23 protein-coding genes and 2 pseudogenes are annotated in these 24,579 nt (G+C 71.0%); 7 read left to right on the top strand and 18 right to left on the bottom strand.

Annotation, left to right across the window (positions count from 1 at the left end; genetic code table 11):
* Positions 1-62: 62 nt before the first annotated feature.
* A complete protein-coding gene (gene ggt / locus RLT58_RS05340; RefSeq protein ID WP_311309230.1) occupies positions 63-1,871 on the bottom strand; it encodes a gamma-glutamyltransferase in 1,809 nt (602 codons plus the stop codon).
* A gap of 104 nt (positions 1,872-1,975) precedes the next feature.
* On the opposite strand from ggt, the gene RLT58_RS05345 reads away from it, so the two are divergent.
* On the top strand, positions 1,976-2,722 hold the full coding sequence (locus tag RLT58_RS05345; RefSeq protein WP_311309231.1) for a hypothetical protein: 747 nt from the start codon (positions 1,976-1,978) through the stop codon (positions 2,720-2,722).
* An 18-nt stretch (positions 2,723-2,740) separates the two neighbouring features.
* Here the strand turns inward: RLT58_RS05345 and RLT58_RS05350 are convergent, their stop codons facing one another.
* Genes RLT58_RS05350 through RLT58_RS05370 form a run of 5 tightly spaced genes read right to left on the bottom strand, consistent with a single transcriptional unit; the run spans position 2,741 to position 8,290 of the window.
* On the bottom strand, positions 2,741-3,271 hold the full coding sequence (locus tag RLT58_RS05350) for a hypothetical protein (protein ID WP_311309232.1): 531 nt from the start codon (positions 3,269-3,271) through the stop codon (positions 2,741-2,743).
* The gene (locus RLT58_RS05355) at positions 3,268-4,704 is read right to left on the bottom strand and encodes a sensor histidine kinase (RefSeq protein WP_311309233.1); all 1,437 of its coding nucleotides are present in this window, start codon (positions 4,702-4,704) and stop codon (positions 3,268-3,270) included. The genes RLT58_RS05350 and RLT58_RS05355 overlap by 4 nt, the downstream gene beginning before the upstream one ends.
* The gene (locus tag RLT58_RS05360; RefSeq protein WP_311309234.1) at positions 4,701-5,384 is read right to left on the bottom strand and encodes a response regulator; all 684 of its coding nucleotides are present in this window, start codon (positions 5,382-5,384) and stop codon (positions 4,701-4,703) included. The genes RLT58_RS05355 and RLT58_RS05360 overlap by 4 nt, the downstream gene beginning before the upstream one ends.
* 54 nt (positions 5,385-5,438) lie before the next feature.
* Positions 5,439-7,130, bottom strand: coding sequence for a murein biosynthesis integral membrane protein MurJ (murJ, locus tag RLT58_RS05365; RefSeq protein WP_399130948.1), 1,692 nt, complete (start codon positions 7,128-7,130; stop codon positions 5,439-5,441).
* Positions 7,127-8,290 (bottom strand): lipid II:glycine glycyltransferase FemX, encoded by a 1,164-nt coding sequence (locus tag RLT58_RS05370; RefSeq protein ID WP_311309235.1) that lies wholly within the window; start codon positions 8,288-8,290, stop codon positions 7,127-7,129. The genes murJ and RLT58_RS05370 overlap by 4 nt, the downstream gene beginning before the upstream one ends.
* Before the next feature lie 225 nt (positions 8,291-8,515).
* On the opposite strand from RLT58_RS05370, the gene RLT58_RS05375 reads away from it, so the two are divergent.
* Positions 8,516-9,739 carry a L,D-transpeptidase gene (locus RLT58_RS05375; RefSeq protein WP_311309236.1) on the top strand — a complete coding sequence of 408 codons (1,224 nt, stop codon included), beginning with the start codon at positions 8,516-8,518 and terminating at the stop codon, positions 9,737-9,739.
* A 113-nt stretch (positions 9,740-9,852) separates the two neighbouring features.
* Here the strand turns inward: RLT58_RS05375 and RLT58_RS05380 are convergent, their stop codons facing one another.
* The 5 genes from RLT58_RS05380 to RLT58_RS05400 form a co-directional block, all read right to left on the bottom strand.
* Complete coding sequence (locus RLT58_RS05380) at positions 9,853-10,725, bottom strand: amino acid ABC transporter permease (RefSeq protein WP_311309237.1); 873 nt, start codon at positions 10,723-10,725, stop codon at positions 9,853-9,855.
* Positions 10,722-11,366: an amino acid ABC transporter permease gene (locus RLT58_RS05385; RefSeq protein ID WP_311309238.1), complete on the bottom strand. Its 645-nt coding sequence runs from the start codon at positions 11,364-11,366 to the stop codon at positions 10,722-10,724. Before RLT58_RS05385 ends, RLT58_RS05380 begins: the two co-directional genes overlap by 4 nt.
* 16 nt (positions 11,367-11,382) lie before the next feature.
* Positions 11,383-12,294 carry a glutamate ABC transporter substrate-binding protein gene (locus RLT58_RS05390; protein WP_311309239.1) on the bottom strand — a complete coding sequence of 304 codons (912 nt, stop codon included), beginning with the start codon at positions 12,292-12,294 and terminating at the stop codon, positions 11,383-11,385.
* A gap of 14 nt (positions 12,295-12,308) precedes the next feature.
* Complete coding sequence (locus RLT58_RS05395; RefSeq protein WP_311309240.1) at positions 12,309-13,052, bottom strand: amino acid ABC transporter ATP-binding protein; 744 nt, start codon at positions 13,050-13,052, stop codon at positions 12,309-12,311.
* Between the two features lie 135 nt (positions 13,053-13,187).
* The gene (locus RLT58_RS05400) at positions 13,188-13,628 is read right to left on the bottom strand and encodes a DUF6278 family protein (RefSeq protein WP_311309241.1); all 441 of its coding nucleotides are present in this window, start codon (positions 13,626-13,628) and stop codon (positions 13,188-13,190) included.
* Between the two features lie 483 nt (positions 13,629-14,111).
* On the opposite strand from RLT58_RS05400, the gene RLT58_RS05405 reads away from it, so the two are divergent.
* Positions 14,112-15,389 carry a Cmx/CmrA family chloramphenicol efflux MFS transporter gene (locus RLT58_RS05405; protein WP_311309242.1) on the top strand — a complete coding sequence of 426 codons (1,278 nt, stop codon included), beginning with the start codon at positions 14,112-14,114 and terminating at the stop codon, positions 15,387-15,389.
* Here RLT58_RS05405 and RLT58_RS05410 read toward each other — a convergent pair.
* The 3 genes from RLT58_RS05410 to RLT58_RS05420 form a co-directional block, all read right to left on the bottom strand.
* A complete protein-coding gene (locus RLT58_RS05410) occupies positions 15,292-16,071 on the bottom strand; it encodes an exodeoxyribonuclease III (RefSeq protein ID WP_311309243.1) in 780 nt (259 codons plus the stop codon). The genes RLT58_RS05405 and RLT58_RS05410 overlap by 98 nt on opposite strands.
* 62 nt (positions 16,072-16,133) lie before the next feature.
* The gene (locus tag RLT58_RS05415; RefSeq protein WP_311309244.1) at positions 16,134-16,796 is read right to left on the bottom strand and encodes an MBL fold metallo-hydrolase; all 663 of its coding nucleotides are present in this window, start codon (positions 16,794-16,796) and stop codon (positions 16,134-16,136) included.
* Between the two features lie 13 nt (positions 16,797-16,809).
* Positions 16,810-18,087 carry a bifunctional 3-oxoadipate enol-lactonase/4-carboxymuconolactone decarboxylase PcaDC gene (locus RLT58_RS05420; RefSeq protein WP_311309245.1) on the bottom strand — a complete coding sequence of 426 codons (1,278 nt, stop codon included), beginning with the start codon at positions 18,085-18,087 and terminating at the stop codon, positions 16,810-16,812.
* A gap of 386 nt (positions 18,088-18,473) precedes the next feature.
* On the opposite strand from RLT58_RS05420, the gene RLT58_RS36070 reads away from it, so the two are divergent.
* From RLT58_RS36070 to RLT58_RS05430, 3 genes and pseudogenes are all read left to right on the top strand, one after another.
* Positions 18,474-18,683, top strand: coding sequence for a hypothetical protein (locus RLT58_RS36070; protein ID WP_399131830.1), 210 nt, complete (start codon positions 18,474-18,476; stop codon positions 18,681-18,683).
* Positions 18,684-18,830: 147 nt separating this feature from the next.
* Positions 18,831-19,022 (top strand): annotated as a pseudogene (locus tag RLT58_RS05425) (IS3 family transposase); the annotation flags it as partial.
* Positions 19,019-19,171: a hypothetical protein gene (locus RLT58_RS05430; protein ID WP_311309246.1), complete on the top strand. Its 153-nt coding sequence runs from the start codon at positions 19,019-19,021 to the stop codon at positions 19,169-19,171. The pseudogene RLT58_RS05425 and the gene RLT58_RS05430, both read left to right, overlap by 4 nt.
* A gap of 188 nt (positions 19,172-19,359) precedes the next feature.
* Here the strand turns inward: RLT58_RS05430 and RLT58_RS05435 are convergent, their stop codons facing one another.
* Positions 19,360-19,656, bottom strand: coding sequence for a putative quinol monooxygenase (locus tag RLT58_RS05435; RefSeq protein ID WP_311309247.1), 297 nt, complete (start codon positions 19,654-19,656; stop codon positions 19,360-19,362).
* 123 nt (positions 19,657-19,779) lie between these two features.
* Here RLT58_RS05435 and RLT58_RS05440 point away from each other — a divergent pair, with 123 nt between their 5' ends.
* The gene (locus RLT58_RS05440; RefSeq protein WP_311309248.1) at positions 19,780-20,388 is read left to right on the top strand and encodes a TetR/AcrR family transcriptional regulator; all 609 of its coding nucleotides are present in this window, start codon (positions 19,780-19,782) and stop codon (positions 20,386-20,388) included.
* Between the two features lie 226 nt (positions 20,389-20,614).
* Here RLT58_RS05440 and RLT58_RS05445 read toward each other — a convergent pair whose 3' ends face one another.
* The 3 genes and pseudogenes from RLT58_RS05445 to RLT58_RS05455 all read right to left on the bottom strand — a co-directional run bounded on the left by RLT58_RS05445 (position 20,615) and on the right by RLT58_RS05455 (position 24,482).
* Complete coding sequence (locus RLT58_RS05445; protein ID WP_311309249.1) at positions 20,615-21,397, bottom strand: hypothetical protein; 783 nt, start codon at positions 21,395-21,397, stop codon at positions 20,615-20,617.
* A gap of 604 nt (positions 21,398-22,001) precedes the next feature.
* Positions 22,002-22,167 (bottom strand): annotated as a pseudogene (locus RLT58_RS05450) (IS256 family transposase); the annotation flags it as partial.
* Positions 22,168-22,622: 455 nt separating this feature from the next.
* Positions 22,623-24,482, bottom strand: coding sequence for a sigma-54-dependent Fis family transcriptional regulator (locus RLT58_RS05455; RefSeq protein ID WP_311309250.1), 1,860 nt, complete (start codon positions 24,480-24,482; stop codon positions 22,623-22,625).
* Positions 24,483-24,579 lie beyond the last annotated feature (97 nt).

The following is a 24,579-nucleotide window of genomic DNA, read 5'->3' on the forward strand; positions in this document are numbered from 1 at the left end:
GGGGCCGGACCGGGCGCTCCCCGCGCCCGGCCGGCCCCGCCCGTACCGCTGGTGACGACCCGTCAGGGCCGTCCGCTCGGCCTCACCACCATCGCCGAACCGCCGCCCCGCCGCTCCTTCTCCGCAGCCGCGAGCCAGCGCCCGTCGGGCAGCCGCTGCACGCCCGTCGCCGCCCCGATCTCCGGGACGAGCTTGAAGACGTGTCCCAGGGACTCCAGTTGAGCCCGCAGCGGGCTGTTCCACAGCGCCGGCTCCAGCTCGGTGGCGGCCGCGTTGCGCTGACTGGCCCGGGGCGCCGCGATGGCGTCCACCAGTGGCAGCCCCCGGTCCACCTTGCCGATCAGCGACTGGAGCACGGTGGTGATGATGGTGGCGCCGCCCGGCGAGCCGAGGGCGAGCACCGGCCTGCCGTGCTTGAGCACGATGGTCGGCGAGATGGAGGAGCGCGGCCGCTTGCCCGGACCCGGCAGGTTCGGGTCGTGGACGGCCGGGTTCGCCGGGGCGAACGAGAAGTCCGTCAGCTCGTTGTTGAGCAGATAGCCCCGCCCCGGCACGGTGATGCCGCTGCCGCCGGTCTGCTCGATGGTGAGGGTGTAGGCGACGACGTTGCCCCACTTGTCGGCGGTCGTCAGATGGGTGGTGTTCTCACCCTCGTACGTCGTCGGGGCGGCCTTCCCGCCGGACCGGCAGCCGGCCGGGTGGCTCGGGTCGCCCGGCGCGAGCGGACTGACCAGCACCGCGTCGTCCTTGATCAGGCACGCACGGGAGTCCGCGAACCGCTGGCTGAGCAGCCCCTTGGTGGGGACGTCCTCGAAGGCCGGGTCGCCCACCCAGCGCCCCCGGTCGGCGAACGCGATCCGGCTCGCCTCGATGAAGCGGTGCAGATAGCGCGCCTCGCTCAGCTTCGAAAGGTCCGTGGACTCAAGGATGTTGAGGGCCTCGCCGACCGTCGTGCCGCCCGACGAGGACGGCGCCATGCCGTAGACGTCGAGCCCCCGGTAGTCCACCTTGGTGGGCGCCTGCCGCAGCGCGCGGTAGGAGCGCAGGTCCTTCGCGGTGAGGTCGCCCGGACGCACCACGCGGGACGAGGCGGGATCGACGGGAGGGTTGCGCACCGTGCGTACGACGTCCTGGGCGAGCTTGCCCCGGTAGAGCTCGTCGATGCCGCCGCGCCCGACCTCCTCGTAGGTGCGGGCCAGATCCGGGTTCTTGAAGACCGAGCCGACCGCCGGGGGTGCCCCGCCCGGCAGGAACAGCTTCCTGGTGGCCGGGAAGTCGGCGAACCTCGCCTGGTTGTCCGCCGTCTGGGACCGGAAGGTGCTGTCGACGACGAAGCCGTCGCGGGCCAGCCGCACGGCGGGCTTCAGGACCTGCCGCAGCGACTTGCTGCCCCAGGTGTCCAGGGCGGTGTCCCAGGTGGCGGGGGTGCCGGGCGTGCCGACACCGAGGCCGCTGGTGACGGCGTCCTCGAAGGCGAGCGGCTTGCCGTTCTCCAGGAAGAGCGAGGAGTCGGCGCTGCGCGGAGCGGTCTCGCGGCCGTCGATGGTCTGCACGGTACGGGTGCGGGCGTCGTAGTGGACGAAGTAGCCGCCGCCCCCCAGCCCCGCCGAGTAGGGCTCGGTCACACCGAGGGCCGCCGCGGTCGCCACCGCCGCGTCCACCGCGTTGCCGCCCTGGCGCAGCACCTCGATACCGGCGGCCGTCGCATCCGCGTCGACGCTGGAGACCGCTCCCCCGTACCCCACCGCCACGGGCGACTTGGGCGGCGGCGCCGTCGGTGGGGCGGACGAGGACGGGGCGGCGGCCCCGACCGACACCACGGCGGCGAGAACGGCCGACAACGACACACTCCGCGCGACATAACGTCGCATGCGCACCTCCAGAGAAGGATCGTCCGCGCAGGGTAGCCCCGCCCCACCCGCCCCGTCAGGACCGCCTCGAACTTGAGGCCGAATGCCCGCTAACATGCCCGCCCATGACTGACGACGTACGCAACATCGTGCTGGGCGTGATAGCCGCCGGCATCAGCGCCGCCCTCGGCTGGCTCGCACGCACCTATCTCTGGCGCCGCAAGCTCCGCCGCAAGCAGGCGTTCTTCGGCCTGCCGGGGAACTCCGAGTGCCTGCTCGTCGTCAACCGCGACGCCGGCGGCGACGGCGCCGTCCACCGCCACGACGTCTTCGCCCTGCTGGAACTCTCCGCCCTGATCAAGGACTGCTCGGCCCACGCCCAGATCCTGTCCCACGACATCGCGCAGCAGGGCATCGGCGAACGGACCGAGTTCTGCGTCGGCGGTCCGGTCTCCAACCGTCGGATGGCCGCCCACCTGCACTCCCTGCTGCCCGGGGTGAAGATCAACACCGATGCCGAACCGGGCCCGGACCGGGGGGCCTTCCAGATCGGTTCCGAGCGCTACCGGGCGGAGAAGGGCATCAGCGAGTACGTGCTGCTGGCCCGGCTGACAACGGGTCAGGACGCCCGTCCCGTCTTCCTGTTCTGCGGCCAGCAGGCCATCACCAACCAGGCCGCCTCCCGCTATCTGGCCCGCAACCACGAACGCCTGGCCCGCAAGCACGGCAACAACACCTTCTGCCTGCTCCTGAAGGTGGTCAACTCCCAGGCCTACGGCCCCGACGTCGTGGAGCTGGTGGCCGACGTCACCCGGGCGGCCCAGGCCCCGGCCCCCGCCCCGGCGGCCCGGACCTCGCACCGCGCCGGCTGAGGGCCGCCGGCCGCCCCCTCACACGGAGCAGTGCGCCGGCCCGATGACCCCGTCGGTGCCGGTCACCGTCACCGCCTCGGTGCGGTCGGCCGTGCGGGCCCGGGCGGCGGTGCAGAACAGTTGCTGGCGGGCGGCCTCGGAGAGGGTGGTGACCGGGGCGTCCAGGGTGACGAGGACCCCCTGCGCACTCAGCTCGACGCTCAGCTTCACACGCCCGTTCGGCAGTTCCGAGCGCAGACCGGCGTCCCGCTCCGGTCCGCTGGGCCCGTCGAAGAGCAGGTCCAGGGCCCGGGCCGCGCCGGTGGGCGCGTCCTCCTCGCTCGTCCCGCCACCGCCCTCGCCCTCCTGCGGAGCGTGCCGGACGACGGGCAGCAGCCTCGACGCCGAGGACGAGGAGACGAAGTACAGCACCGTGCCCAGCTCACCGACCGGCGCCACCTGCACCGTCGCCGGTTCGCCCGCCTCGACGACGTCCGTGGCGCGGATGCCGCACCCGGCGGCGAGCAGGGCGACGGGGAGCAGCGCGCCGAGGACGCGCCCGCGCCTCACCTTCCCTCCAGCGGGAGTTCGACGGTGAAGACCGCGCCGCCCGTGGGCCCGTTCGCCGCGTGGACGGTGCCGCCGTGCAGCCGGACGTTCTCCTGGGCGATGGCGAGGCCGAGCCCGCTGCCGGCCGACCGGGTGCGGGCCGCGTCCGCCTTGTAGAAGCGGTCGAAGATGTGCGGGAGCACGGTGTCGTCGATGCCGGGGCCACTGTCCTCGACCTCCGTGACCAGCACGTCCGCCCCGTCCCGCCGCACGGTCCGCAGGCGCAGGGTGACCGGTTCGGCCCCGTGGCGCAGGGCGTTGCCCACCAGGTTGGCGACGACCACGTCGAAGCGGCGCGGGTCGAGCACCGCCCGTATGCCGTCCGGGAGTTCGGTCACGACCCGGTCCTCCCAGCGTCGGGCCTGCAGGGTCTTGCGGATGGTCTCGGCGACGTCGACCTCGTCGGGGTGCAGACCGGCCGCCCGGGCGTCGAAGCGGGACATCTCCATCAGGTCCTCGACGAGGGTGGCGAGCTTCCCGGTCTCCGCGCTGATCAGCCGGACGGCCGCCGCGGTGTCGGGGCGCAGGTCGGCGGCGTCCTCGTCGAGCACCTCGGTGACGGCGAGCATGCCGGCGAGCGGCGTCCGCAGCTCGTGGGAGACGTCCGATGCGAACCGTCTGGCCCGCTCCTCGGCCTGCCGGAGCTCCTCCACGGACTCCTGGAGCTTGGTCGAAGACTCGTTGAACGTCCAGGCCAGATCGGCGAGTTCGTCGGAGCCGCGCACCGCGATCCGGGTGCGCAGCTCGCCCCGGCCGATCCCGGCGGCTGCCCGGCGCAGTTCGCGCACCGGGCGCAGGACGCTGCGCGCGGCGAGCAGGGCGGGGACCAGTGCGACGAGCAGGGCGGGCAGGGCGCCGTCGCGGGCGGCGGTGACCATGGCGGCCACGTTCGCCTCCTCGGTGGACAGCGGCATCACGGCGTAGACGACGAGCCCGGTGGGCTGGCGCCCGTCGCCCCGGTCGAAGACCGTCGGCATCGCCACGGTCAGCCACGGCTTCCCGTCCTTGACCACGCGCTGGAAGGAGCCGTGGGTGCCGGCGCGGGCGGCGGCGCGCAGCCCGGGGGTGATCACGGTGGAGGTCGGCCGGTCCGACGAGGAGGCCCGCAGCTTCCCGTACTCGGCGAAGACGGTCCAGGTGTGCGACTTGCCCTGGCGGGCGAGCGAGAGGCACATGTCGCGCATCCAGACCCGGTCCAGCGGGAGGTTGATGCCCTGCGCGCCGACCCGGTCCCGGAACTGCGAGACGGCGGTGTCCTGCGCCTGCTGGAGGATCGCGGAGCGGGCCTCGCGGTAGGTCAGGGCGGCCGTGGTGGCAGCGCTGACGGCGGCGACGAACAGGAACGCGGCGACGAGGCGGGTGCGCAGGCCGAACCGGGCGGCAACCGGTCTCATGCGAGGGGTCCGAAGCGGTAGCCGAAGCCGCGGACGGTCTGGATGTAGCGCGGACTGCCGGGCACGTCCTCGACCTTCTGCCGCAGTCTGCGCACACAGGCGTCGACCAGCCGGGCGTCGCCGTGGTAGCTGTGCTCCCACACGTACTCCAGCAACTGCTGCCGGCTGAAGACCTGTTCGGGCGAGGCCGACAGATAGAGGAGCAGCTTGAGTTCGGAGGGGGCGAGCAGCAGCCGCTCGCCCGTCTTGGCGACCGTGAGGCCCGCCCGGTCCACGGTCAGGGCGCCGTGCGACTCCAGCCCGCCTCGCCCGGCGGGCTCCGCGAGCCGCCTCAGGACGGCGCGGATCCTCGCCTCGATGACCTCGGTACGGGCGGGCTTGACGATGTAGTCGTCGGCGCCGGCCTCCAGGCCCACGACCACGTCGAAGTCGTCGCCCCGCGCGGTGAGCATGATGACGGGCAGCTGGCTGGTCTCCCGGATGCGGCGGCAGACCTGGACGCCGTTCATGCCGGGCAGCATCAGGTCCAGCAGGACGAGGTCGGGCCGGAACTCCGTCAGCGCGGCGAGCCCGGCCTCGCCCGTACCGACGGTCCGCATCTCGTGCCCGCGCCGGCGCAGCCCCAGTTCGACCCCTTCACGGACGGACGGGTCGTCTTCGATCAGCAGCACGCGTGGCATGGCGTCAGTATCCCAGCGATCAAGGAATGGATTCGAAAGGGTGAGCGAGAGGGCTCAGGCGCGCCGCAGCCGGCCGCGGACGGCGTCCAGTGCTCCGCTCACCTCGGCCAGCCGCAGCGGCCTGGCCAGCAGCGCGACGACCAGGACCAGGACGCCCGTGCCGGCCCCCACGGCAGCGAAGTCGCCGAGCCCCGTCCCGTCCGTGTCGACGGCGCGCGCCGCCGCGTACGCCAGCGCTCCGGCGGGTACGCACGCGACGACCAGCCGCACATGCGCCCGCACCCCGGGCGAGCGCGCGAGCGAGGGCCGCGCCGCACCGGCCGGGGAGACCCTGCGGTGCAGGACGTACGCGGTGACGGCGAAGCCGGCCAGCAGAGCGACGGAGTACGCCCCCGCCATCCCGGTCACCGCCCAGCGCGGGGGCAGCAGCAGATAGGCGACGACCGCGAGCCCGGCGTTGAGCGCGGCGATGACCAGGTTCAGCAGGAACGGCGTACGGGTGTCGCTCATCGCGTAGAAGCCGCGCGCGAGCACGTACTGCCCGGAGAAGGCGATCAGTCCCGGCGCGAAGGCCGCCATCATGCCCGCCATCACCGTGACGTCCGCCGCGTCGGTACGTCCGTAGCCGAAGACCGCGCCCATCACCCACGGCGCCAGCGCGAGCAGGGCGGCGGACGCCGGGATCACCGCGGCGGCGGAGGTCCGCAGCGCGTAGGAGAGGTCGCGCCGCACCCCGGCCAGATCGCCCGCCGCCGCGTACCGGCTCATCCGGGGCATCAGCGCGGTGACGAGGCTGACGGTCACGATGCCCTGCGGCACCACCCACAGCTGATAGGCGTAGCTGTACGCGGTGTAGCCCGCGCCGCCGTCGACGAGTCGGTCGGCCGCGTGCTGGCCGGACGCGGTGGAGAGCCGGGTCACGACCCAGTAGGCCGCCTGGTTGGTGAGCACGAGCATGACGAGCCAGCCGGCCGCGCGCAGCGGCCTGGTCAGTCCGCTGCCGCGCCAGTCGAACCGGGGCCGCCAGCGGAACTTCGCGGCGCGCAGCGACGGGATCAGCGCGAGGCTCTGGACGGCGATGCCCGCCGTGGTCCCCCAGCCCAGCCACTGCGCCTGGGCGGACGTCAGGGTGTCGTCGGAGCCGGCCGCGATCCACAGGTAGAGCCCGAACACCGCGATAATGACAAGGTTGTTGAGGACCGGGGTCCACATCATCGCGCCGAACCGGTCACGGGCGTTCAGCACCTGTCCCAGCAGGGTGAAGAGGCCGTAGAAGAGGATCTGCGGCAGGCAGTAGCGGGCCAGCGCGATGGTGAGTTCGGCCTGGTGGCCGTCGTAGGTGGGCGCGTACACCGAGATGATCAGCGGGGCGCCGACGACGGCGAGCGCGGTGAGGGCGAGCAGCCCGACGGTGCACAGGGTGAGCAGGCGGTCGGTGTAGGCGGCGCCGCCGTCGGCGTGCTCCTTGGCGGCGCGGACGAGTTCGGGGACGAAGACCGCGTTGAGGGCGCCGCCGATGAGCAGCATGTAGAGGATGTTGGGGACGGTGTTGGCGACCGTGTAGCCGTCGGCGCCGAGTCCGGTGCCGAGCGCGGCGACGACGACCGCCGAGCGTATGAACCCCGTCGCGCGCGAGACGACGGACCCGGCGGCCATGACGGCGCCGCTGCGGAGCACCGAGCCGGAGCCCTGCGGTGTGCCCGGTTGCCCGGTGGCCGTGCCGGCGGGCACCTCCGCGGCCGTCACCGGCGTGCCAGGTAGGCCTGGAACGCCCGGTACAGCGTGTTGTTGGCGGCTCCGCCCACCGATGTCTCCCACTCTCCGAGGGTCTCCACGACCTGGCCGCCGGTGCCGAGCTTCCAGCGCAGCAGTCCGAAGGGGCGGTCGTCGGGATCGAGGGTGGAGGATACCCCGCGCATGTCGTACACCTCGGCGCCCCGGTCCAGGGCCTCGCACATCATTCCCCACTGCAGGGCGTTGCTGGGGCGGACCTCGCGGCGGTGGTCGGCGGAGGCACCCGTCTGGTACCAGACGCGGCGGCCGGTGCTGATCATGGTGTGGGCGGCGAGTATCTCCCCTTCGTGCACGGCGAGGCAGAGCTTCATCCGGCCGGGCTCCTCCGCGTTGAGGACGGCGTACTGGCGCTGGTAGTAGGCAAGGGAGCGGCCGAGGCGGAAGCCGTCGCGCTCCTCGGTGATCCGCAGCAGCCGGTGGAACTCGGGCAGTTCGGCGGCACTGCCGGTGACGACCCGCACCCCCGCCTTCCCGGCCCTGCGCACATTGCGGCGCCACTCCTGGTTGAGCCCCGCCCACAGCTCCTCACGGGTGCGCCCGGCCAGCGGCACCCGGAAGACGTACCGGGGCTGGGCGTCGGCATCCCCGCCGTCCCCGCCGCAGCGCCGCCAGCCCCGGGCCCGCAGCCGGTCCGCGACGGCCGAGCCGAGCGGGTCGACCTCGCTCGCCAGGACGTCCCCGACGGTGCGGCCGGGACCGGTGCCCGCCTTGAGCCGGGGCGTGTCCCAGCGGCGGTAGGCCGGGGACGGCCCCATCCGTACGGCGAACGCCCCGGCGGCCCGCAGATGGGCCAGCAGCGGCCGCAGCCAGCGGTCGATCCCGGGATCGGACCAGTCGGCCACCGGTCCTTCCGGGAGATAGGCGAAGTATTTGCGGGTGCCGGGGAATTGCCGGTAGAGAACCAGCGCGCTGCCGGTCAGTTCACCGTCGTCGCCGTGCCAGCCAATCATTTCCGAGGACCATTGGTCCTTCACCCCGGCCCAGGACGGGTACTGCAGAAAGCTCGCATCGGCGTGCGCCGCCACCTGGGCCCGGTGCTCGGCCGCCGTGAGGACGCGTATCCGTACTTCCTGTTCACGGCTGCGTTCTCCGGTCGCGAGCAGCGCTGACATGTCCGTGGCCCTCCCTCGTGGGCCCCGCGGTCGGCTCGGCGGGGCTGCACAGGATGCTCACAGCGGTCCGTGACCGGTCCGCGCGCCGGATGTGACCGGACGATGACCGTTGCGCTGCGGTCCCCGTCACACAGGGAATTCCCGCTTTTCCTCGGATTTGAGGAACTTAAGCTCCGCTGCATGCCTCTTCCACGACGACAGTGCAAGGCCCTGGAGGTTTTTCCGTTGATCACCGCTCGTCCGATATCCGCCCGCCCGCGCACCCTTCGCGCGGCCCGGCTCGCACTGGCCGCCGGCACCGCGGTGCTCGGCGTCACACTCACCGCCTGCTCCGGTGGCGCCGCCGCCTCGGACCGCGAGGCCGGCAAGGACGGCAAGGACGGCTCCTCCCGGGCGGCCGACACCCGGATCTCGGTGAACCTGCGGGGATCGGCGGCGGCCGCGGGCAAGCCGGTGACCGTGACCCTGGCGGCCGGGAAGCTGCGGAAGGTCACGGTCTCGGCCGGCAAGGGCGAGGCCCTGACCGGCCGGATCGCCGCCGGCGGCAGGACCTGGACCTCGGACCGGCCGGCCGCGCCCGGCACCGCGTACCGCGTCGAGGCCCAGGACACCGGGGGCAGCAGCGACACGGCCTCCTTCACGACCGCCGCGGCGGACAAGGTGAACAAGCTGACGCTCGCGCCCGGCAAGAACACCACGGTCGGCATCGCCCAGCCGCTGTCGATCGTGTTCGACAACCCGGTGAAGGACCGGGCGGCCGTCGAGAAGGCGCTCAAGGTCTCCACCTCGAACCACACCGAGGGCTCCTGGGGCTGGCTGCGGGACTACTCCGGCCGCGACCGGGTCGACTGGCGGCCCAAGGAGTACTGGAAGTCGGGCACCCGCATCACGCTCGACGCCGCTCTCAACGGCATCGACTCGGGCCCCTCGGGCGGCTGGTTCGTCCGCGACTACAGCACGACGTTCACCGTCGGCAGCAGCCAGGTGGTCAAGGTCGATCTGGACCGCCACCGGCTGGCCCTGAAGCGGGACGGCCGGACGGTCATGGACGTGCCCATGTCGGCGGGCACCCCGGGCGGCGACAAGGCGTCGTGGCGGGGCACGGCGGTGCTGATGGCGAAGGAGGGCACGATCAACATGCGCTCCGAGACGGTCGGCCTCGGCCACACCTACGACAAGATGGTCGACTGGTCGATGCGGCTGACCTGGTCGGGCATGTACGCGCACGCGGCGCCCTGGAACGCCGCGTACTTCGGGGTGGCCAACCACAGTTCGGGCTGTGTCGGCATGAGCGACGCCGACGCCGCTTCCCTCTACCGGCAGGCGCACGTCGGTGACCCGTTCGAGATCACCGGCGCGGACGCCAAGGGCACGGTCGCGGAGGGCAACGGCTACGGGGCGTGGAACGTCTCCTGGGCCGACTGGCGGACCAGGAGCGCTCTCGCCTGACGTCCCCGCCGGCTCGCAGCTGACCTTCTCCTCGCGTCGCACGGACCGTCGTACGGGTCCGTGCCCGCGAGGAGTGATCACCGGCTGCTGCCGGACGGGCACCGCTCCAGGGCCTACCGCGCTCCCGGCATCAGGGTCCCCGGTTCGGCCTCGGCGACCCCGGCCGCTTCCGTCTTCGGATTGCGCCGCTGCCGCCTGGCCACCCAGGTGGCGAACCAGGAGAGCAGCATGCACATTCCGATGTAGATCGGCGAGATCACCATCACCACGGGGATGAAGGGAAGATCGTAGTCGAGGTTGGACGCGATCAGCTTGCCGGCGTGGAGGAATTCCTCGTACGTGATCAGATAGCCGAGCGAGGTGTCCTTCAGCGCCACCACCAGCTGGCTGATGATGGTGGGCAGCATCGCGCGCACCGCCTGCGGGGCCAGGACGAAGGTGGTGACCTGCGTCTTGCGCATTCCGAGGGCGAACGCCGCCTCGTGCTGCCCGCGTTCGACCGACTGGATGCCGGTACGGAACACCTCGGCGAGCACCGAGCCGTTGTACAGCGTCAGCCCGGCCACCAGGGCGGGCAGCGGCTGCACCTTGAGCGCGACGAAGATGAAGAAGATCATCACCAGCACGGGCATGGCGCGGAAGAACTCGACGAGGACCGTCGCGATCCAGCGCACCGGCGGGTGGTCGGAGAGCCGCCCGACCGCGAGGACGGCCCCGAGCGCCAGCGAGAGCACGGCGGCGTACGCGAACGCCTTGAGGGTGTTGCCGAGCCCGCGCAGCAGCAGCTCCTGGATGCCCTTGTACTCGAAGGGGGTCCACTTGGCGCTGGTGAACTGGTCGGTGTCGAAGAGCAGATGGACGACCCAGCCGACCAGCGCGAGGATCAGGACGGTGGAGACGATCCCGTAGACGAGGTGGCGCTTGCGGGTGACCGGCCCCGGGATGTCGTAGAGCGCGGTCGCGCGGGGGGTGGAGTGGGTGGTCATCGGGCGACTCCCCAGCGCTTCTCAAGCACGTGGAAGAGCGCGCTGATGGACAGAGTGATGATCAGGTACCCGACGGCGATCCAGACGAAGGTCCAGATGATGCTGTAGCCCAGCTCGTTGAGGGTCTTGTAGGTGCCGAGCAGCTCGGTGACGCTGAACGCCCCGGCGATGGCCGAGTTCTTGGCGAGCGCGATGAGCGTCGAGCCGATCGGCGGGATCACCGAGCGGAACGCCTGCGGCAGGACCACCTGGCCGAGCGTCTGCCCGAACGTCATCCCCAGGCTGCGGGCCGCCTCGCCCTGCCCGGTGGGCACGGTGTTGATGCCGGAGCGCAGCACCTCGCAGATGAACGCGGAGGTGTAGCAGCCCAGCGCGAGGACCGCGAAGACGTTGAACGGCAGCACCAGGCCGAAGCGCGGCAGCCCGAGCAGGACGGCGAAGAAGAGCAGCGTCAGCGGGGTGTTGCGCAGCACCGTCACCCAGACCGTGCCGAGCACCCGGAACGAGCCGACGGGCGCCACCCGGCAGGAGGCCATCACGAAGCCGAGGACCATCGCCAGGATCGAGGCGTAGACGGTGAGTTCGACGGTTCCGAGGAAGCCCTTGCCGTAGAGCGAGAAGTTGTCGGTGAGTACGTCCATGGGGAGGCCCGTCCTCTCAGTTCGCCGGGTAGCGGTCGATGGGCGGCGGCTTGGGCGCGGGTGCTCCCGACAGGCCGAGGGTCGCCTCGAACGCCTTCTTCCAGTTGCCGTTCTTCTCGTTGGCCTCCAGCGCGTCGTCGAGCGCGAACCGCAGGGTGTTGTCGCTGCGCGGGACCCCGATGCCGTACGGCTCCTCGGAGAACGGCTTGCCGACGACCTTCATCTCGTCGGGCGCCTTGGCTGCGAAGCCGAGCAGGATCGCGTCGTCGGTGGTGACGACGTCGACCTGGTACGTCAGCAGGTTGTCCACGCAGATCGAGTACGTGTCGTAGGCGACCAGGTCCGCCTTGGGGTAGTCGGCGGCGATCCGCTGGTAAGGCGTCGAACCGGCCGCCGAGCAGACCGTCTTGCCGGCCAGGTCCTGGGGACCGTGGATGTCGTTCTCGTCGGTGCGGACCAGCAGCCCCTGGCCGGCCATGTAGTAGGGCCCGGCGAACCCGACGATCTTCTTGCGCATGTCGTTGATGGTGTAGGTGCCGACGTAGTAGTCGATCTGCCCGTTCTGGAGCGCGGTCTCGCGGTTGGCGGAGGCGATCGTCTTGAACCGGATCGTCTTCGGGTCGAAGCCGAGCGAGGCCGACATCATCCGGGCGATCTCGATGTCGAAGCCGGAGTAGACCCCGGTGGCCGGGTCCTTCTCGCCCAGGTAGGGCTGGTCCTCCTTGGCGCCCACCCGCAGATATCCGCGCTTCTTCGCGTTCCGCCAGGTCCTGGAGTCCGGCAGCCGGAATCCGGCGTCGGTCCGGTAGACCGGCAGCGCCTCGGGCTGCGGACCCTTGACGGGCGGGCTGCCGTCCTTGCCGCAGCCGGCGGCGAGGACGGCCAGCAGCAGCCCGGCACAGGCGGCCAGTACTTTCCTCGTACGCAACACAGGGCCTCCCGTCAGTGCTTGAGGATCTTGGACAGGAAGTCCTTGGCCCGGTCGCTCTCCGGGGCGGTGAAGAAGTCCTCCGGGGTGCGGTCCTCGACGATGCGGCCGTCGGCCATGAAGACGACGCGGTTGGCCGCGGAGCGGGCGAAGCCCATCTCGTGCGTGACGACGACCATGGTCATGCCCTCGCGGGCGAGCTGCTGCATGACCTCCAGCACCTCGTTGATCATCTCCGGGTCGAGTGCCGAGGTCGGCTCGTCGAAGAGGAGCGCCTTGGGGTCCATCGCGAGGGCGCGGGCGATGGCCACGCGCTGCTGCTGTCCGCCGGAGAGCTGGGCCGGATACTTGTCGGCCTGCGAGGCGAGCCCCACCCGTTCCAGGAGTTCCCGGGAGCGCTGGTCGGCCTCGTCCTTCTTCCGCTTGCGGACCTTGAGCTGGGCGAGGGAGACGTTGGCCAGCACGGTCTTGTGCGCGAAGAGGTTGAACGACTGGAAGACCATGCCGACTTCGGCTCTCAGCCGGGCCAGTCCCTTGCCCTCCTCCGGGAGGGGTCTGCCGTCGATGGAGATGTGGCCCGACTCGATCGTCTCGAGGCGGTTGATGGTCCGGCAGAGCGTCGACTTCCCGGAGCCGGACGGGCCGATGACCACCACCACCTCCCCGCGGCCGACGGTGAGATTGATGTCCTGCAGTACGTGCAACTTCCCGTAGAACTTATTGACGTCACGCAGCTCGATCAACGGATCGACGGCCATACGCTGCCCTACCCACTTATCGCTTTGTCGAGGTCAGCGCAAACTATCCATCCCGGCAAGGGACTTCTCACCCGACACGCGCCAATGGGGCATAAGGCGTTTTATCTCGCCGCACCCGTCCGTCCCGCGCGGACGTCAGTTCTCGGCCGACTCCGCGTACACCTGGGACAGCTCGGGGCTGCCCGACATCGCCCAGTCCAGACCGGCCTCGACCACGTCGATCTCCCTGCCGGAGGCGAGCCGGACGACGGGCTGGCCGCTCGGCCAGATGTGCCAGAGCGCTCCGGGGACGTTGCGCACCAGGACGGTGCCGAGATAGAGACCCGCGTCGTTGCCCAGCCAGGGCAGTTCCTCCGGGTCGTCGCGCCAGCGCGGGGGCAGTTGGTCGAGGGCCGCCAACGAGGCCGGGCTGTCGTCGAGTTCGATCCCCCGCTCCCCGACCCGGACGCGGAGCAGCTCACACTCGGCGAGCAGTGCGGCCACGCCTTCCGGGTCGGCGTCGACGGCGGCCGCGAGCCCCGCCTCGCGTGTCCCGTCGTGACGCTTACGCCAGTTGTCCAAGAAAGGGATGTTCATACTGCTCAGGGTCGCATCCCGGCCCGCTTCCACACCACAGGGCGCGCGGCCTGTCGTTCGAGTGCCGAACACCACACGTACGCCTCGTGTTCATCCGCACACGCTTCGGCGCGGTACCTCGGCCGCCGGAAAGGGGTGGAGGTGTGCGCCCGCGCGCTGCTACGGTCACGGGCGTGAGCAGCCCCGAGTCCGACAGACGCTAGCCACCGGTCCCCGGTGGCTCCCCGCGCCCCGGCCCTTTCCCCAGCGCCGGGGCCGCCGCGCGGACGCCGTCGCGGGACCCCGCGCGATGCGGGCCTCGCCTCCCCCGGTACGTACCCGGGTCGAGCCTCCTTCCGAATCACGGACCCGCCACCGATGAGCCGTGTCACGGCCGGGGCGCGGGCGTCCGTTCCGCCGTGTCGCCGCTCACCGAGGTGAGCGGGTGCGGCCCGCATCCCCGACCGGTTCCGTCCGTCGACCGACCGTCCATGGGGTTCCTTCATGCCTTTTTCCGTCTACGCGCTCGGGCTCGCCGTCTTCGCCCAGGGCACTTCCGAATTCATGCTGTCCGGTCTGCTCTCCGACATCTCCGCAGACCTGCACGTCTCGATCCCCGCCGCAGGGCTGCTGACCTCGGCGTTCGCCGTGGGGATGGTGATCGGGGCACCGCTGATGGCGCTGCTGGGGCGGAACTGGCCGCGCCGCCGCGCGCTGCTGTTCTTCCTCTGCGTCTTTGCCGCCGTGCACCTCGCCGGCGCGCTCACCTCCAGCTACGGCGTACTGCTCGCGACCCGGGTCGTCGGTGCGCTGGCCAACGCGGGCTTCTGGGCGGTGGCCCTGGTGACGGCCGTCGCCCTGGCGGGGCCCGGCGCGCGTGCGCGGGCCACGTCCGTGGTGGTCGGGGGTGTCACCGTGGCCTGTGTGGCGGGGGTGCCCGCCGGGGCCTGGCTGGGCGGGCAGTGGGGCTGGCGCGCGGCGTTCTGGGCGGTGGCCCTCGTCTCCCTGCCGGCCGTCGCGGTGATCGCCGCGACGGTCCCGGCGGGCCGCCCCGCCGCGCTGCCGGACGCCCGCGCCGAACTGCGGACGCTGGGCCGGCCCCGGCTGCTGCTGGCCCTGCTGACGAGCGCGCTGGTCCAGGGGGCGACGTTCTGCGCGTTCTCGTACGTCGAACCGGTCGCCCGCCGGATCACCGGGCTGGGGCCCGCGTGGGTTCCCGCACTGCTTGCGCTGTTCGGCGCGGGGTCGTTCGTCGGGGTCACCGTCTGCGGCCGGATCATCGACCGCCGGCCCCTCGCGCTGACGGCGGGCGGCCTGCTGGCGCTGACCGCAGGCTGGGCCCTGCTGGCGTCGGCGGCGGGCAGCGCGGCGGCGGTGGTCGTGCTCGTCCCGGTGCTGGGCCTGCTGGCGTTCGGCACCGGGACGGCGTTGATCTCCCATGTGTTCCGGCTGGCGGCGGGGGCGCCGACCCTGGCCGGCTCCTTCGCCACCGCCGCGTTCAACGTGGGCGGGGCGCTCGGCCCCTGGCTGGGCGGGCTCGCGATCGGCGCGGGGCTCGGCTTCCGCTCCCCGCTGTGGGTGAGCGCGCTGCTGATGGCCCTGGCACTCGGCGCGGCGGTCGCCGCCGGGTCCGGACACGCCGCCGCCCGGCCCCCGGAGCGCAGGGCCCAGCGCGCACACATCCTCAGAGGTCGAGGTCGACGACCACCGGGGCGTGGTCGGACGCGCCCTTGCCCTTGCGCTCCTCGCGGTCCACATAGCTGTCCTGGACGGCGGCGGTGAACGGGGCGTTGCCGTAGACGAGGTCGATGCGCATGCCCTTGTTCTTCGGGAAGCGCAGCTCCCGGTAGTCCCAGAAGGTGTAGGGGCGGTCGTACTTCAGGGGGCGCGGCATCACGTCGGACAGGCCCTCCTCGCGCAGTGCCGCGAGGGCGGCCCGTTCGGCGGGGGTGACATGCGTGGCGCCCTCGAAGAGGGCGGGGTCCCACACGTCCTCGTCGGTCGGGGCGACATTGAAGTCGCCGAGGACGGCGAACGGCTGCGCACCGGCGGCATCGGCGGCCACCGCCTTCTGCAGCGCCTCCAGCCAGCGCAGCTTGTACGCGTAGTGCTCATGGGCGACCTCGCGGCCGTTGGGCACGTAGACCGACCAGAGGCGCACCGGGCCGCAGGTCGCACTGATCGCGCGGGGCTCCTGCACGTCCTCGTAACCGGGGCCGTCGGGCAGCCCCGTCACGATGTCGGACAGGCCCACGCGGGAGAGCAGCGCGACCCCGTTCCACCGGCCCGTGGCGTTGACCGCGGACTCGTAACCGAGCTCGCGGAGCGCGTCCGCCGGGAACTGCTCGGCCGTGCACTTGGTCTCCTGGACGCACAGCACGTCCGTACCGGTGCTCTCCAGCCAGGCCAGCAGCCTCGGCAGTCGGGCGGTGATCGAATTGACGTTCCAGGTGGCGATGCGCATGTACGTAAACCTAGCGGCTCACACTGACAGGCGCGGGGGCGGCGCCGCCGGGGCGGCGCCCGTCACACACCCGTCGAGTCCCCCGGTGCCATCCGGCCGTGGTCGGCGCCGCCGAGTGCGCCGATCTGCCGGTCGTAGACCGGCCGGGCGAGGTCGGTCAGCAGCGCGTCGTGGATGTCGATGGCGCGGCGCGGCTTGACCTCGCGGACGTAGTCGATGACCTCGGAGATCTTGTTCCAGGGGGCCATCACCGGGAGCATCAGCGTGTCGACGGGCCGGTCGGGCACGGTCAGGGCGTCGCCCGGGTGGAAGACCGAGCCGTCGACCAGGAAGCCGATGTTGGTGACGCGCGGGATGTCCGGGTGGATCACCGCGTGGAGTTCGCCGTGCACCTGGATGTCGAACCCGGCGGCCGAGAAGGTGTCCCCGTCGCCGACGGTGTGGACGCGCCCGGGAAAGGCTGCGGCGAGCTGGTCGGCCACGCTGCGCAGCGTCCAGATCTCGGCGGCCGGATCGGCCTCCAGACCGGCCCGCAGCCGCTCCTCGTCGAAGTGGTCCGGGTGCTCGTGGGTCACGAGGATCGCCTCGGCGCCGATCGCGGCGTCCCGCTCCGAGAAGCCGCCCGGGTCGATGACGAGCGCGCGCCCGTCCTTCTCCAGGCGGATGCAGGAGTGGGACCTCTTGGTCAGCGTGAGCGCGAGGGGCTCGGGGTTCGCGGCGTTCATAGCTTCCATCCTGCTACGCGGGAGGCGTGGTTTCCGCCTGAATCACGGACTGGGCGATCGTGAAGGCGGCGCTCGCGGCCGGAATCCCGCAGTACACGGCGGTCTGCAGCAGGACCTCCCTGATCTCGGCCGGGGTGAGCCCGTTGCGCAGGGCGGCCCGGGTGTGCGCGGCCAGGTCCTCCAGACGCCCGGAGGCGACCAGGGCGGTCAGCGCGATGGTGCTGCGGCTGCGCCGGTCCAGCCCCTCCCGGCTCCACACCTCGCCCCACGCGTACCGGGTGACGAGCTCCTGGAAGTCGCCGGTGAAGTCGTCGGCGCCGGCCAGGACCCCGTCCACATGGGCGTCCCCGAGCACCTCGCGGCGGATCCTCATGCCCGCCCCGTACGGGTCGGTCCGTCCGCCGGCCGCCGCCTCGGGCTGCGGGGTGGCCGCGGCGATCTCCGCGACGGGCAGCACGGGGGCGGAGAGCCGGGGGCCGAAGGACGGCATGGGGATGGCCGCCTGGGTGTCCTGCCAGGCGGTGGAGAAGTGGGTGAGCAGCAGATCGGTGACGGCCCCGGGCTGCTCGACCGGGGCGAGGTGCGAGGCGCCCGGGACGAGGGCGAGCCGGGCGTCCGGTATGCCCGCGACCAGGGTGCGCGCGTCCCCTGGCCCGGTGACCCGGTCCTCGGCCCCGACCAGGACGAGTGTGGGGACCCCGATGCGCGCCAGTTCCGTACGGATGTCGAAGGCGGCCAGTGCCTCGCAGGCGGCGATGTAGCACCCGGGGTCGGTGGTACGCACCATCTGGACGGCCCACTCGACGATGGCCGGCTGCGCGGCGGCGAACCCCGGGGTGAACCAGCGCTCCGGGGCCGTACGCGCCATGGGTTCGAGCCCGTTGGTACGGACGATCACCCCGCGCTGCCGGAACTCGTCCGCACTCCCGAACCGCGCCGACGAGGCGACCAGCGCCAGCGTGGCGACCCGCTGCGGATACCGCAGCGCGAGATCGGCCCCGATCGCCCCGCCGATGGAACACCCCGCGTACCCGAACCGCCGCACCCCGACCCCGTCGAGCGTGGCCAGCAGCCGGTCGGCGAGCTCCCCGACGGCGGACGCCGGACGGGCGGGCGCACCGCCGTGACCGGGCAGATCGTAGCGGAAGACTCTCCAGTGCTGGGTGAGCTCGGGTATCTGCCGGTCCCACATGTGCCAGGTGGTACCCAGTGAGGGACCGAGGATCAGGACCGGGGCGTCTTCTGGCCCGTCAAAGCGGTATTGCAGGGTGTTCGACGGTATATCACTCACGCCCCGCACCCTCTCACGTCTCACGAAATGTCACGCAGCCGGGGGAAGACGGCCAGCCCGATGCGTCCGCGGCTCGGCTCCTCAAGCATCCTCAAGGTGCACGGGTGCCCTGTAGGCAGCGTGTCCCGCCGGCCGCGCTCGCGCCTGGTCAGCGCGTCGAGGCGCCGCTTCCTTCATCAGCAGAGCTGCCGACAGTTTCGAGTTTGCAGCAAATCGCATGGCGCCCTCCCAAAGGCCGGGACGACCAGGCTGGGGGCTTGGCCCCTGATCTTGGGCACACGAGACACTGGCTCCTGGGGATCTGAGGACGGACATCTCGTGGTCATGGACCACTACCCGCCGCAGTTCAAGGCGGACGCGGTTGCGCTGTACCAGTCGCGGCCGATCTGGGGATCAATTCCGAAACGCTTCGCAACTGGGTCCGGGACGCCCGTGCGAGCCGGCCTCGCGGCCGCCGGGCGGCCGCACCGGCCGAGCCGCCGATGCCGCTGGAGGCGGAAGACTCCACTCTTCGGCGGAAGGTGCGTGAGTTGGAGAAGGAACGCGAGATCCTGCGCAAGGCGGCGAAGTATTTCGCCGGGGAGACGCGCTGGTGAACCGCTTCCAGTTCGTCGCCTGCCACCACCGCCGCCGCTACGGCGTGAAGCGGCCGTGCGCCATCCTCGGTATCGCCCGCTCCAGCTTGCTACTGGCGACCGACAGTCAATGACCGGGCGGCCCGGCAGGCCGCGGACGCCGCGCTCGCTGCCCGGATACGGGTCGTGCACCACGAATCGCACGGCACCTACGGTGTCCCGAGGATCACCGCCGAGCTCCGCGAAGCCGGCGAACGGATCAACCACAAGCGGATCGCGCGGGTGATGCGGAGCACCGGCCCGCAGGGGTCCGGCTACGGCGCGGGCACCGCACCACGGTGGCGGATCCGGCCTCGGTGAAGGCCCCGGACCTGATCGGCCGGGACTTCACCACCGCCGAGACGAACACCAAGTACGTCGGTGACATCACCTGTCTCCCGCTGGACGGCGGGACGTTCCTCTATCCGGCCATCGTCATCGACCTCGCCTCACTCCGTCTGACCGGCTGAGCGATCGCGGACCACATGCGCACCGAACTGGTCGTCGACGCCCTGGCCGCTGTGATCCGCACCGGCTGATACGGCCAGAGCCTCGACCAGCTCCTCCCGCATGCCTCCCTCACCCCGAGCGAAACCATGCCTGACCAGATGAAATCAAGGGATCACGTTCGGTTGAGATGCGGCTCCTCAAGGCGCGTTCAGCTGATGCTGCGCAGTACGGCGGTCTTGGGACGCTCCCGCAGGACCTGGATCGCCTCGTTCATGCCGGACTTGGCGGCATCCTCCATGTGTGCGTGGAAGGCGTCAGCGTTCTCCCAGACCTGGATGGCATAGAAGGCTGCGGGGTCATTGTCGTCTTCGTACTCGGTGGAGCTGACCAGGCCCGGCTTCTCGGAGGTCCGGATCGCGTGGAGCAGCGCGTCGCGCGCTTCCGTCTCCTGCCCGGCCTTGGCGTGGATCTCGATAAGGACTGTGATGGTGCTCTCGTTGCTCACGAGTGGGCGCTCCTGTGCTGTGTGGCCGCCCAGCATGGGAAAATAAGATATGCTAGTGCTTCTTAATTTGCGAGGATACAGCGGCGCCGCAAGGTGCACAAACGTAAACTGCAGGGAGAGGCAGTGCAGCGCAGGCGAGGCAAGGATCTGGAGAATGCGCTGCTGGAGGCGGCGTGGGCCGAGCTGGCGGAGCGGGGATACGCGGCGTTCACGCTGGAGGCGGTGGCGAAGCGGGCCGGTACGAGCACGCCGGTGATGTATCGCCGCTGGGCCAACAAGACGGTCATGGTCCAGGCGGCCATCGCTCACGCGAGTTCTCAGCGGGTCATCGACATCCCGGACACGGGGACACTCCGTGGCGACCTGATCGCGATCATGCAGGCGGCCAACGCATCGCGGACCGACCTCCTTGTGGCGACCGCGATCCTCCTCGACGGGTACTTCTCGGAGACGGGATCCAATCCGGATCAGCTCCGCGAACAGATACTGGCAGGCCGGCGCTCGGCTGCGGAGACGATTGTCCAGCGAGCCGTCCAGAGGGAGGAGGTGGACGCATCCCTGCTGGAGCCGCGCCTTATCTCGCTAGCCTTCGACCTCTTCCGCCACGAGGTCCTCATGACACTGAAGCCCGTCTCCAACGAAGCCATCGAACGGATTGTCGACGGCATTGCACTGCCCCTTCTGACGCGGCAAGCGCCGCCCGAGGCCCGCGGCGGTCCGTCGGCGTCATGAGGTATCCGCAGCGTGGCGGTCCGGCAGCCGGGCTGCGGGCGTTTCGTGAGCGCATCCGGCTGGAGGCGGCCGGCCCCTGGTCCCGCTTGATGCTTCGTGTCACCAACCTAGTGATCAATACACCTGTGCTGGCCGTAAGCCTCGTGTACGCCGGGACAGAGCACGATGATTCCTGCCGCCACCGATATCCAGACCACCACTGCCACCTTCATGACGCGGGGTGAGGTCAGCCCCGCCAGCGCATGCCGTGCTGATGCCGCAGACGGTGAATCTCCCACCACACCAGTACCGTCACCGATGCCGGGCCGCCGAAGGCCGCCAGCGGCTCCAGGACCGGCGGCAGACCGCCTGCTGTCGCCCGGCTGACGAGGGCGAACACCCAGACCGCGGCGCACGTCGTCAGTGCGGGGAGCGCCGGATGGGCGGCGGAGAGGCTGCATCCGTTGCGGACCGCCGGTCCGGAGGCGAAGCACACGAAGTAGACGATCCACCAGAACGGCGCCCAGAGGGCCAGTACGGGCACGTACATGAGGAACATGGTCACCTCGGTGACGGTGTGCGGCAGCAGGGCACCCATGATCATGAGCGTCGCCACGAACAGCACCGGTACGAGCACCCAGGCACCGATGTACCCCAGGATGGACAGGCTGGCGCCTCTGAACTGCGCCCGCATGAGCAGTCGCCTCTCCGGGCGGGCCGCCCAGTACAGCACCGCCGCCACCAGCACCGCACTCGCGAGCGCCAACCAGGGTGCCAGGTAGAGCCGTTGCACGAACTGATCCCAGGCGTCCGACACCCCGCCGTAGACAGCCAGCAGCCCGCCCGACATGGCGAGGGCCGCCCACGCCCGACCTCGTTGCACCTTCAGTACCGTGCGGTCCTCGATGCGTCCCTCGGGGCGCGGAGGAAAAGCGCGGCGGGCGTTCCGGGCAACCACGTAGGAGGTCACCAGCACCACCGTCAGCCACCACATGCACGGGACCATCAGCACCCATACGACGGGCCGCACGCTCCCGGGTTCCCGGCCGCCCACCAGCTCACGCAATGGCGGCCATTCGTCCTCACGCAGCCGACGGTACAACGGCATGTACGGCCGCGGTGTGTTGCCTGGACCTCGTGGGGGGTGGGGAGGGCAGGGCGGGTACGGAGGAGGGGAAGGCGGTCGCGGACTTCGTAAGTCAGGGGCCATCTCAGTCCCTTTCACGGCGTGGGGGGAGTCCCTTTCATGGTGTGGGGCAAAAGACGCGGCCTGCCCGCCCGCGGTTCCGGCGCACCCCGCCATCAGCCGTACCGCACGTGCGGCCAGTCCGCAGCCATGGTGGGCGGCGCCCACGGCGTAACCCAGCTCCATGCCCTCCGGGGCGCGTCGCAGCATCACCTCGCCGAGCGGGGTGACGCCGTCCGCGTTGATCGCGAACAGGATGGTCGAGCCCTCCTCCCGCAGCCGCCGGCCCCTGTCCGGGCGAGTCCGGACGGCTGCCTGCAAGCACTTCTTTGGGCTCGACCCCACGGGCTGAAAGTGGCTCCGCTGCGTAAGAAGTTGGTCTGGCTCCACTCGACGGGGCTGGACAGGATCTGTCAGACGAGCGCTGCAACTACTGGGGATGTTGGGGTTACTGGCGGGCTGCGGAGAGTCGTCCGTCGAAGGAGATGCCGAAGGTATTCAGGGCGGTCTTCCAGCGCATGGTCCAGCACGCCTTGGCCCTTACCCGTGGGGTCCAGGCTCATGATGGCCATGCAGACGCATTTCAGGGCGGCCTGCTCGTTGGGGAAGTGCCCGAGCCTTGAAGCCCTGGTCTGCCAGGGCCTGCTTCACACCGTCGCTCCCGCCCGGCGATCCGGTCCAGCAGGGCGAGGCCGGCGGTGTCCTCGCGCGCGGAGGCCGCAAGCACGAGGACGGCGACAACGAGCCCCAACACGTCCACGGCCAGTGGCCCATTCCTGCCCCGCATCCTCTTCGCGGCATCCCGGTTCATAGTCGTGGCCAGTACGCCGACGGCCACATGGATGCTCCGCGCGCCCAGGAGCGCCGGGCTCGGGTCAGCCAATCACTTCTGATTTCTCCCTCAGCTGCCAGCGCAGCAGATCGTGAATGTCCTGGTTCTTGCCCTCGTCGCGCCAGCGGGAGCAGCTCACGCCACGACCCAGCGGGCCGCGGTCTCCTGCCGAGCGGCGATACCAATGTCTCGGCATCTAGCGACGACAAGGCCGGTGAAACACCACATCCCGATCTCTTAGACAGTGATCCCGTATGTCCGGATTTTACGGTACAGACTTGAGCGGGACATGCCGAGGTGGGCGGCCGCGGCGACCCTGTTGCCGTCCTTGTCCTGGAGCGCCGCGATGATGGCGTCGCGCTCGGCGACCTCGATGCGGGTGAGGGACTTGCGGGAACGGGTGAGGCAGTAGTTCGGCAGGTCCTGGCTCTGGATCTCCCCCACCGGTCGGGCGCGCAGCGCGTGGGCCAGTGCCTCGCGGAGCTGCGAGATGTTGCGTGGCCAGGTGTACTGCGCGACGGTACGCAGGGCCCCGGGCGACAGCCGTACCCGTCGGCCCGGGGCGATCTCCTCCAGGACGCGGCTGACGACGAAGGAGAGGTCCTCGGTGCGACAACGGAGCGGGGGCACGGTCACGGCCACCTCGAAGTGGCCAAGGAGCGAGTGAAAGGGCAGGTCGGAGTCGAGACTGGAGTCCGAGACCGTGGCGGCGAAGGTGACGGGTGCGGTCGTGTCGCCGAGTGAGGCGAACAACGCGTCGATCCGCTCGACGCCCTCCGTACTCGCCTGGTCGATGTTGCGGACGATGCACAGTGTCCGCTCCCGGGCCCTGCTCAGCAGTACGTCGAAGTCGCCCTCCACGCTGGCGTGCAATTGGGCGGCGTCGACGGAGACATCGCGGCCGCCGGGGTGATCGGCGTGGAACAGTTCGGCCACCAGCGTGAACTTCCCGACACCCGTCTCGCCGAGGACAATGGTCGGCGCGTGCGCCGCGAGGGCCTCGCGCAGCTCCCCGACAGCACGCACCCAGGCCGGGGACGCACCGGAGGAGAGCGGCACGTGGGGGCGGCACAGGTCGCTGATGAGCCTCTCGCTCGCGGCGCTCACCGTGCCGGCCGGAGGCAGCAGACGCTCGTCGAACCCCGTCGTGCGTACGGGTGCCGGGTCGTTGCTGGCCTGTTCCGCCGGCACCTCGGCGATGACGACGAGGCCCGCCGTGCCGGGGCCGGAGACGATGCGTGTACCCCGGATGCGGACGCTGCGGCCCGACTGGAGCGTCATGATCTCGTCCACCCGGTCGCGGCGGGTCATGAGGAAGACCGCGTGCTCCCGGACGGCCAGTTGCTCGATCGGGTCGAACATGGCCTGCGCGGCGGCGTTGGCCATGAACACCGTTTCCGCGATGGCGAAGACAGCACGCCGGGCCGAGCGCGCGTCGGTCCTCATATACGTGTCGAACAGCGCCTGTTGGGCCTGGTTGCGATCAAGGAGGAGATTGCGCCCGATGTCCTTGGCCGCGGACTTGACCAGCGTGTTCACGAGCGGGTTCCACGCGTCCACCAGGGTGGAGATGTCGAGAATGCCCTCGATGCGCCCAGTCAGAGGATCAATGACCGGCGCGCCGGTACACGCGAACGCCTGCAGTTCCTCGGTGAAGTGTTCCGGCCCGACGACGGACACAGCCCGCCCCGCCTCCAGCACCGTCCCGACACCGTTGGTCCCCTTCTTTCCCTCTGCGTAGTTGTAGCCCGGGGCGAAGTCGACCCGGTCCAGCAGCCGTCCGACGGCGGATGAGGCGTCCTGGCGCTGTACCAGGCGAGCCTGGCTGTCAGTGAGCGCGATGACGAGCGGCAGGTCCACGGTGTCATTGCCGAGTTGTTCGAGAACCGGCTCGGCGCAACGGACCAGCCGCGAGCGGGTGTCGATGTCGTCACTGAAGTCCGTGGGCGGGTGGGTGATGTCGACTCCCGCCCGCTGACTGCGCAGCCACGACGCGGCGAGGACATCCGGAACACCCGCGGCCCCCCGCTGCCCGAACTCCAGGAAATCGGCCCGGGCGGCGGCCATGCGCAACTGCCTGCTGTCCCTGTACTGCATACAGCCTCCTCGTCGCGGCCCCTGACGGGTGAGCCCTCACGCGCCGGTTTCGCTCATGATGCCCGGGGCCAGGGCCCGAACCAACGGGCGTGCGTGT

Source organism: Streptomyces sp. ITFR-16, from assembly GCF_031844705.1.
Classification (GTDB): domain Bacteria; phylum Actinomycetota; class Actinomycetes; order Streptomycetales; family Streptomycetaceae; genus Streptomyces.

Excerpts from the sequence above, each read along its gene's own strand:
- ggt (WP_311309230.1), bottom strand. The coding sequence starts at position 1,871 with ATGCGACGTTATGTCGCGCGGAGTGTGTCGTTGTCGGCCGTTCTCGCC.
- RLT58_RS05345 (WP_311309231.1), top strand. The coding sequence starts at position 1,976 with ATGACTGACGACGTACGCAACATCGTGCTGGGCGTGATAGCCGCCGGC.
- RLT58_RS05355 (WP_311309233.1), bottom strand. The coding sequence starts at position 4,704 with ATGAGACCGGTTGCCGCCCGGTTCGGCCTGCGCACCCGCCTCGTCGCC.
- RLT58_RS05360 (WP_311309234.1), bottom strand. The coding sequence starts at position 5,384 with ATGCCACGCGTGCTGCTGATCGAAGACGACCCGTCCGTCCGTGAAGGG.
- RLT58_RS05370 (WP_311309235.1), bottom strand. The coding sequence starts at position 8,290 with ATGTCAGCGCTGCTCGCGACCGGAGAACGCAGCCGTGAACAGGAAGTA.
- RLT58_RS05380 (WP_311309237.1), bottom strand. The coding sequence starts at position 10,725 with ATGACCACCCACTCCACCCCCCGCGCGACCGCGCTCTACGACATCCCG.
- RLT58_RS05385 (WP_311309238.1), bottom strand. The coding sequence starts at position 11,366 with ATGGACGTACTCACCGACAACTTCTCGCTCTACGGCAAGGGCTTCCTC.
- RLT58_RS05395 (WP_311309240.1), bottom strand. The coding sequence starts at position 13,052 with ATGGCCGTCGATCCGTTGATCGAGCTGCGTGACGTCAATAAGTTCTAC.
- RLT58_RS05400 (WP_311309241.1), bottom strand. The coding sequence starts at position 13,628 with ATGAACATCCCTTTCTTGGACAACTGGCGTAAGCGTCACGACGGGACA.
- RLT58_RS05405 (WP_311309242.1), top strand. The coding sequence starts at position 14,112 with ATGCCTTTTTCCGTCTACGCGCTCGGGCTCGCCGTCTTCGCCCAGGGC.
- RLT58_RS05410 (WP_311309243.1), bottom strand. The coding sequence starts at position 16,071 with ATGCGCATCGCCACCTGGAACGTCAATTCGATCACCGCCCGACTGCCG.
- RLT58_RS05415 (WP_311309244.1), bottom strand. The coding sequence starts at position 16,796 with ATGAACGCCGCGAACCCCGAGCCCCTCGCGCTCACGCTGACCAAGAGG.
- RLT58_RS05455 (WP_311309250.1), bottom strand. The coding sequence starts at position 24,482 with ATGCAGTACAGGGACAGCAGGCAGTTGCGCATGGCCGCCGCCCGGGCC.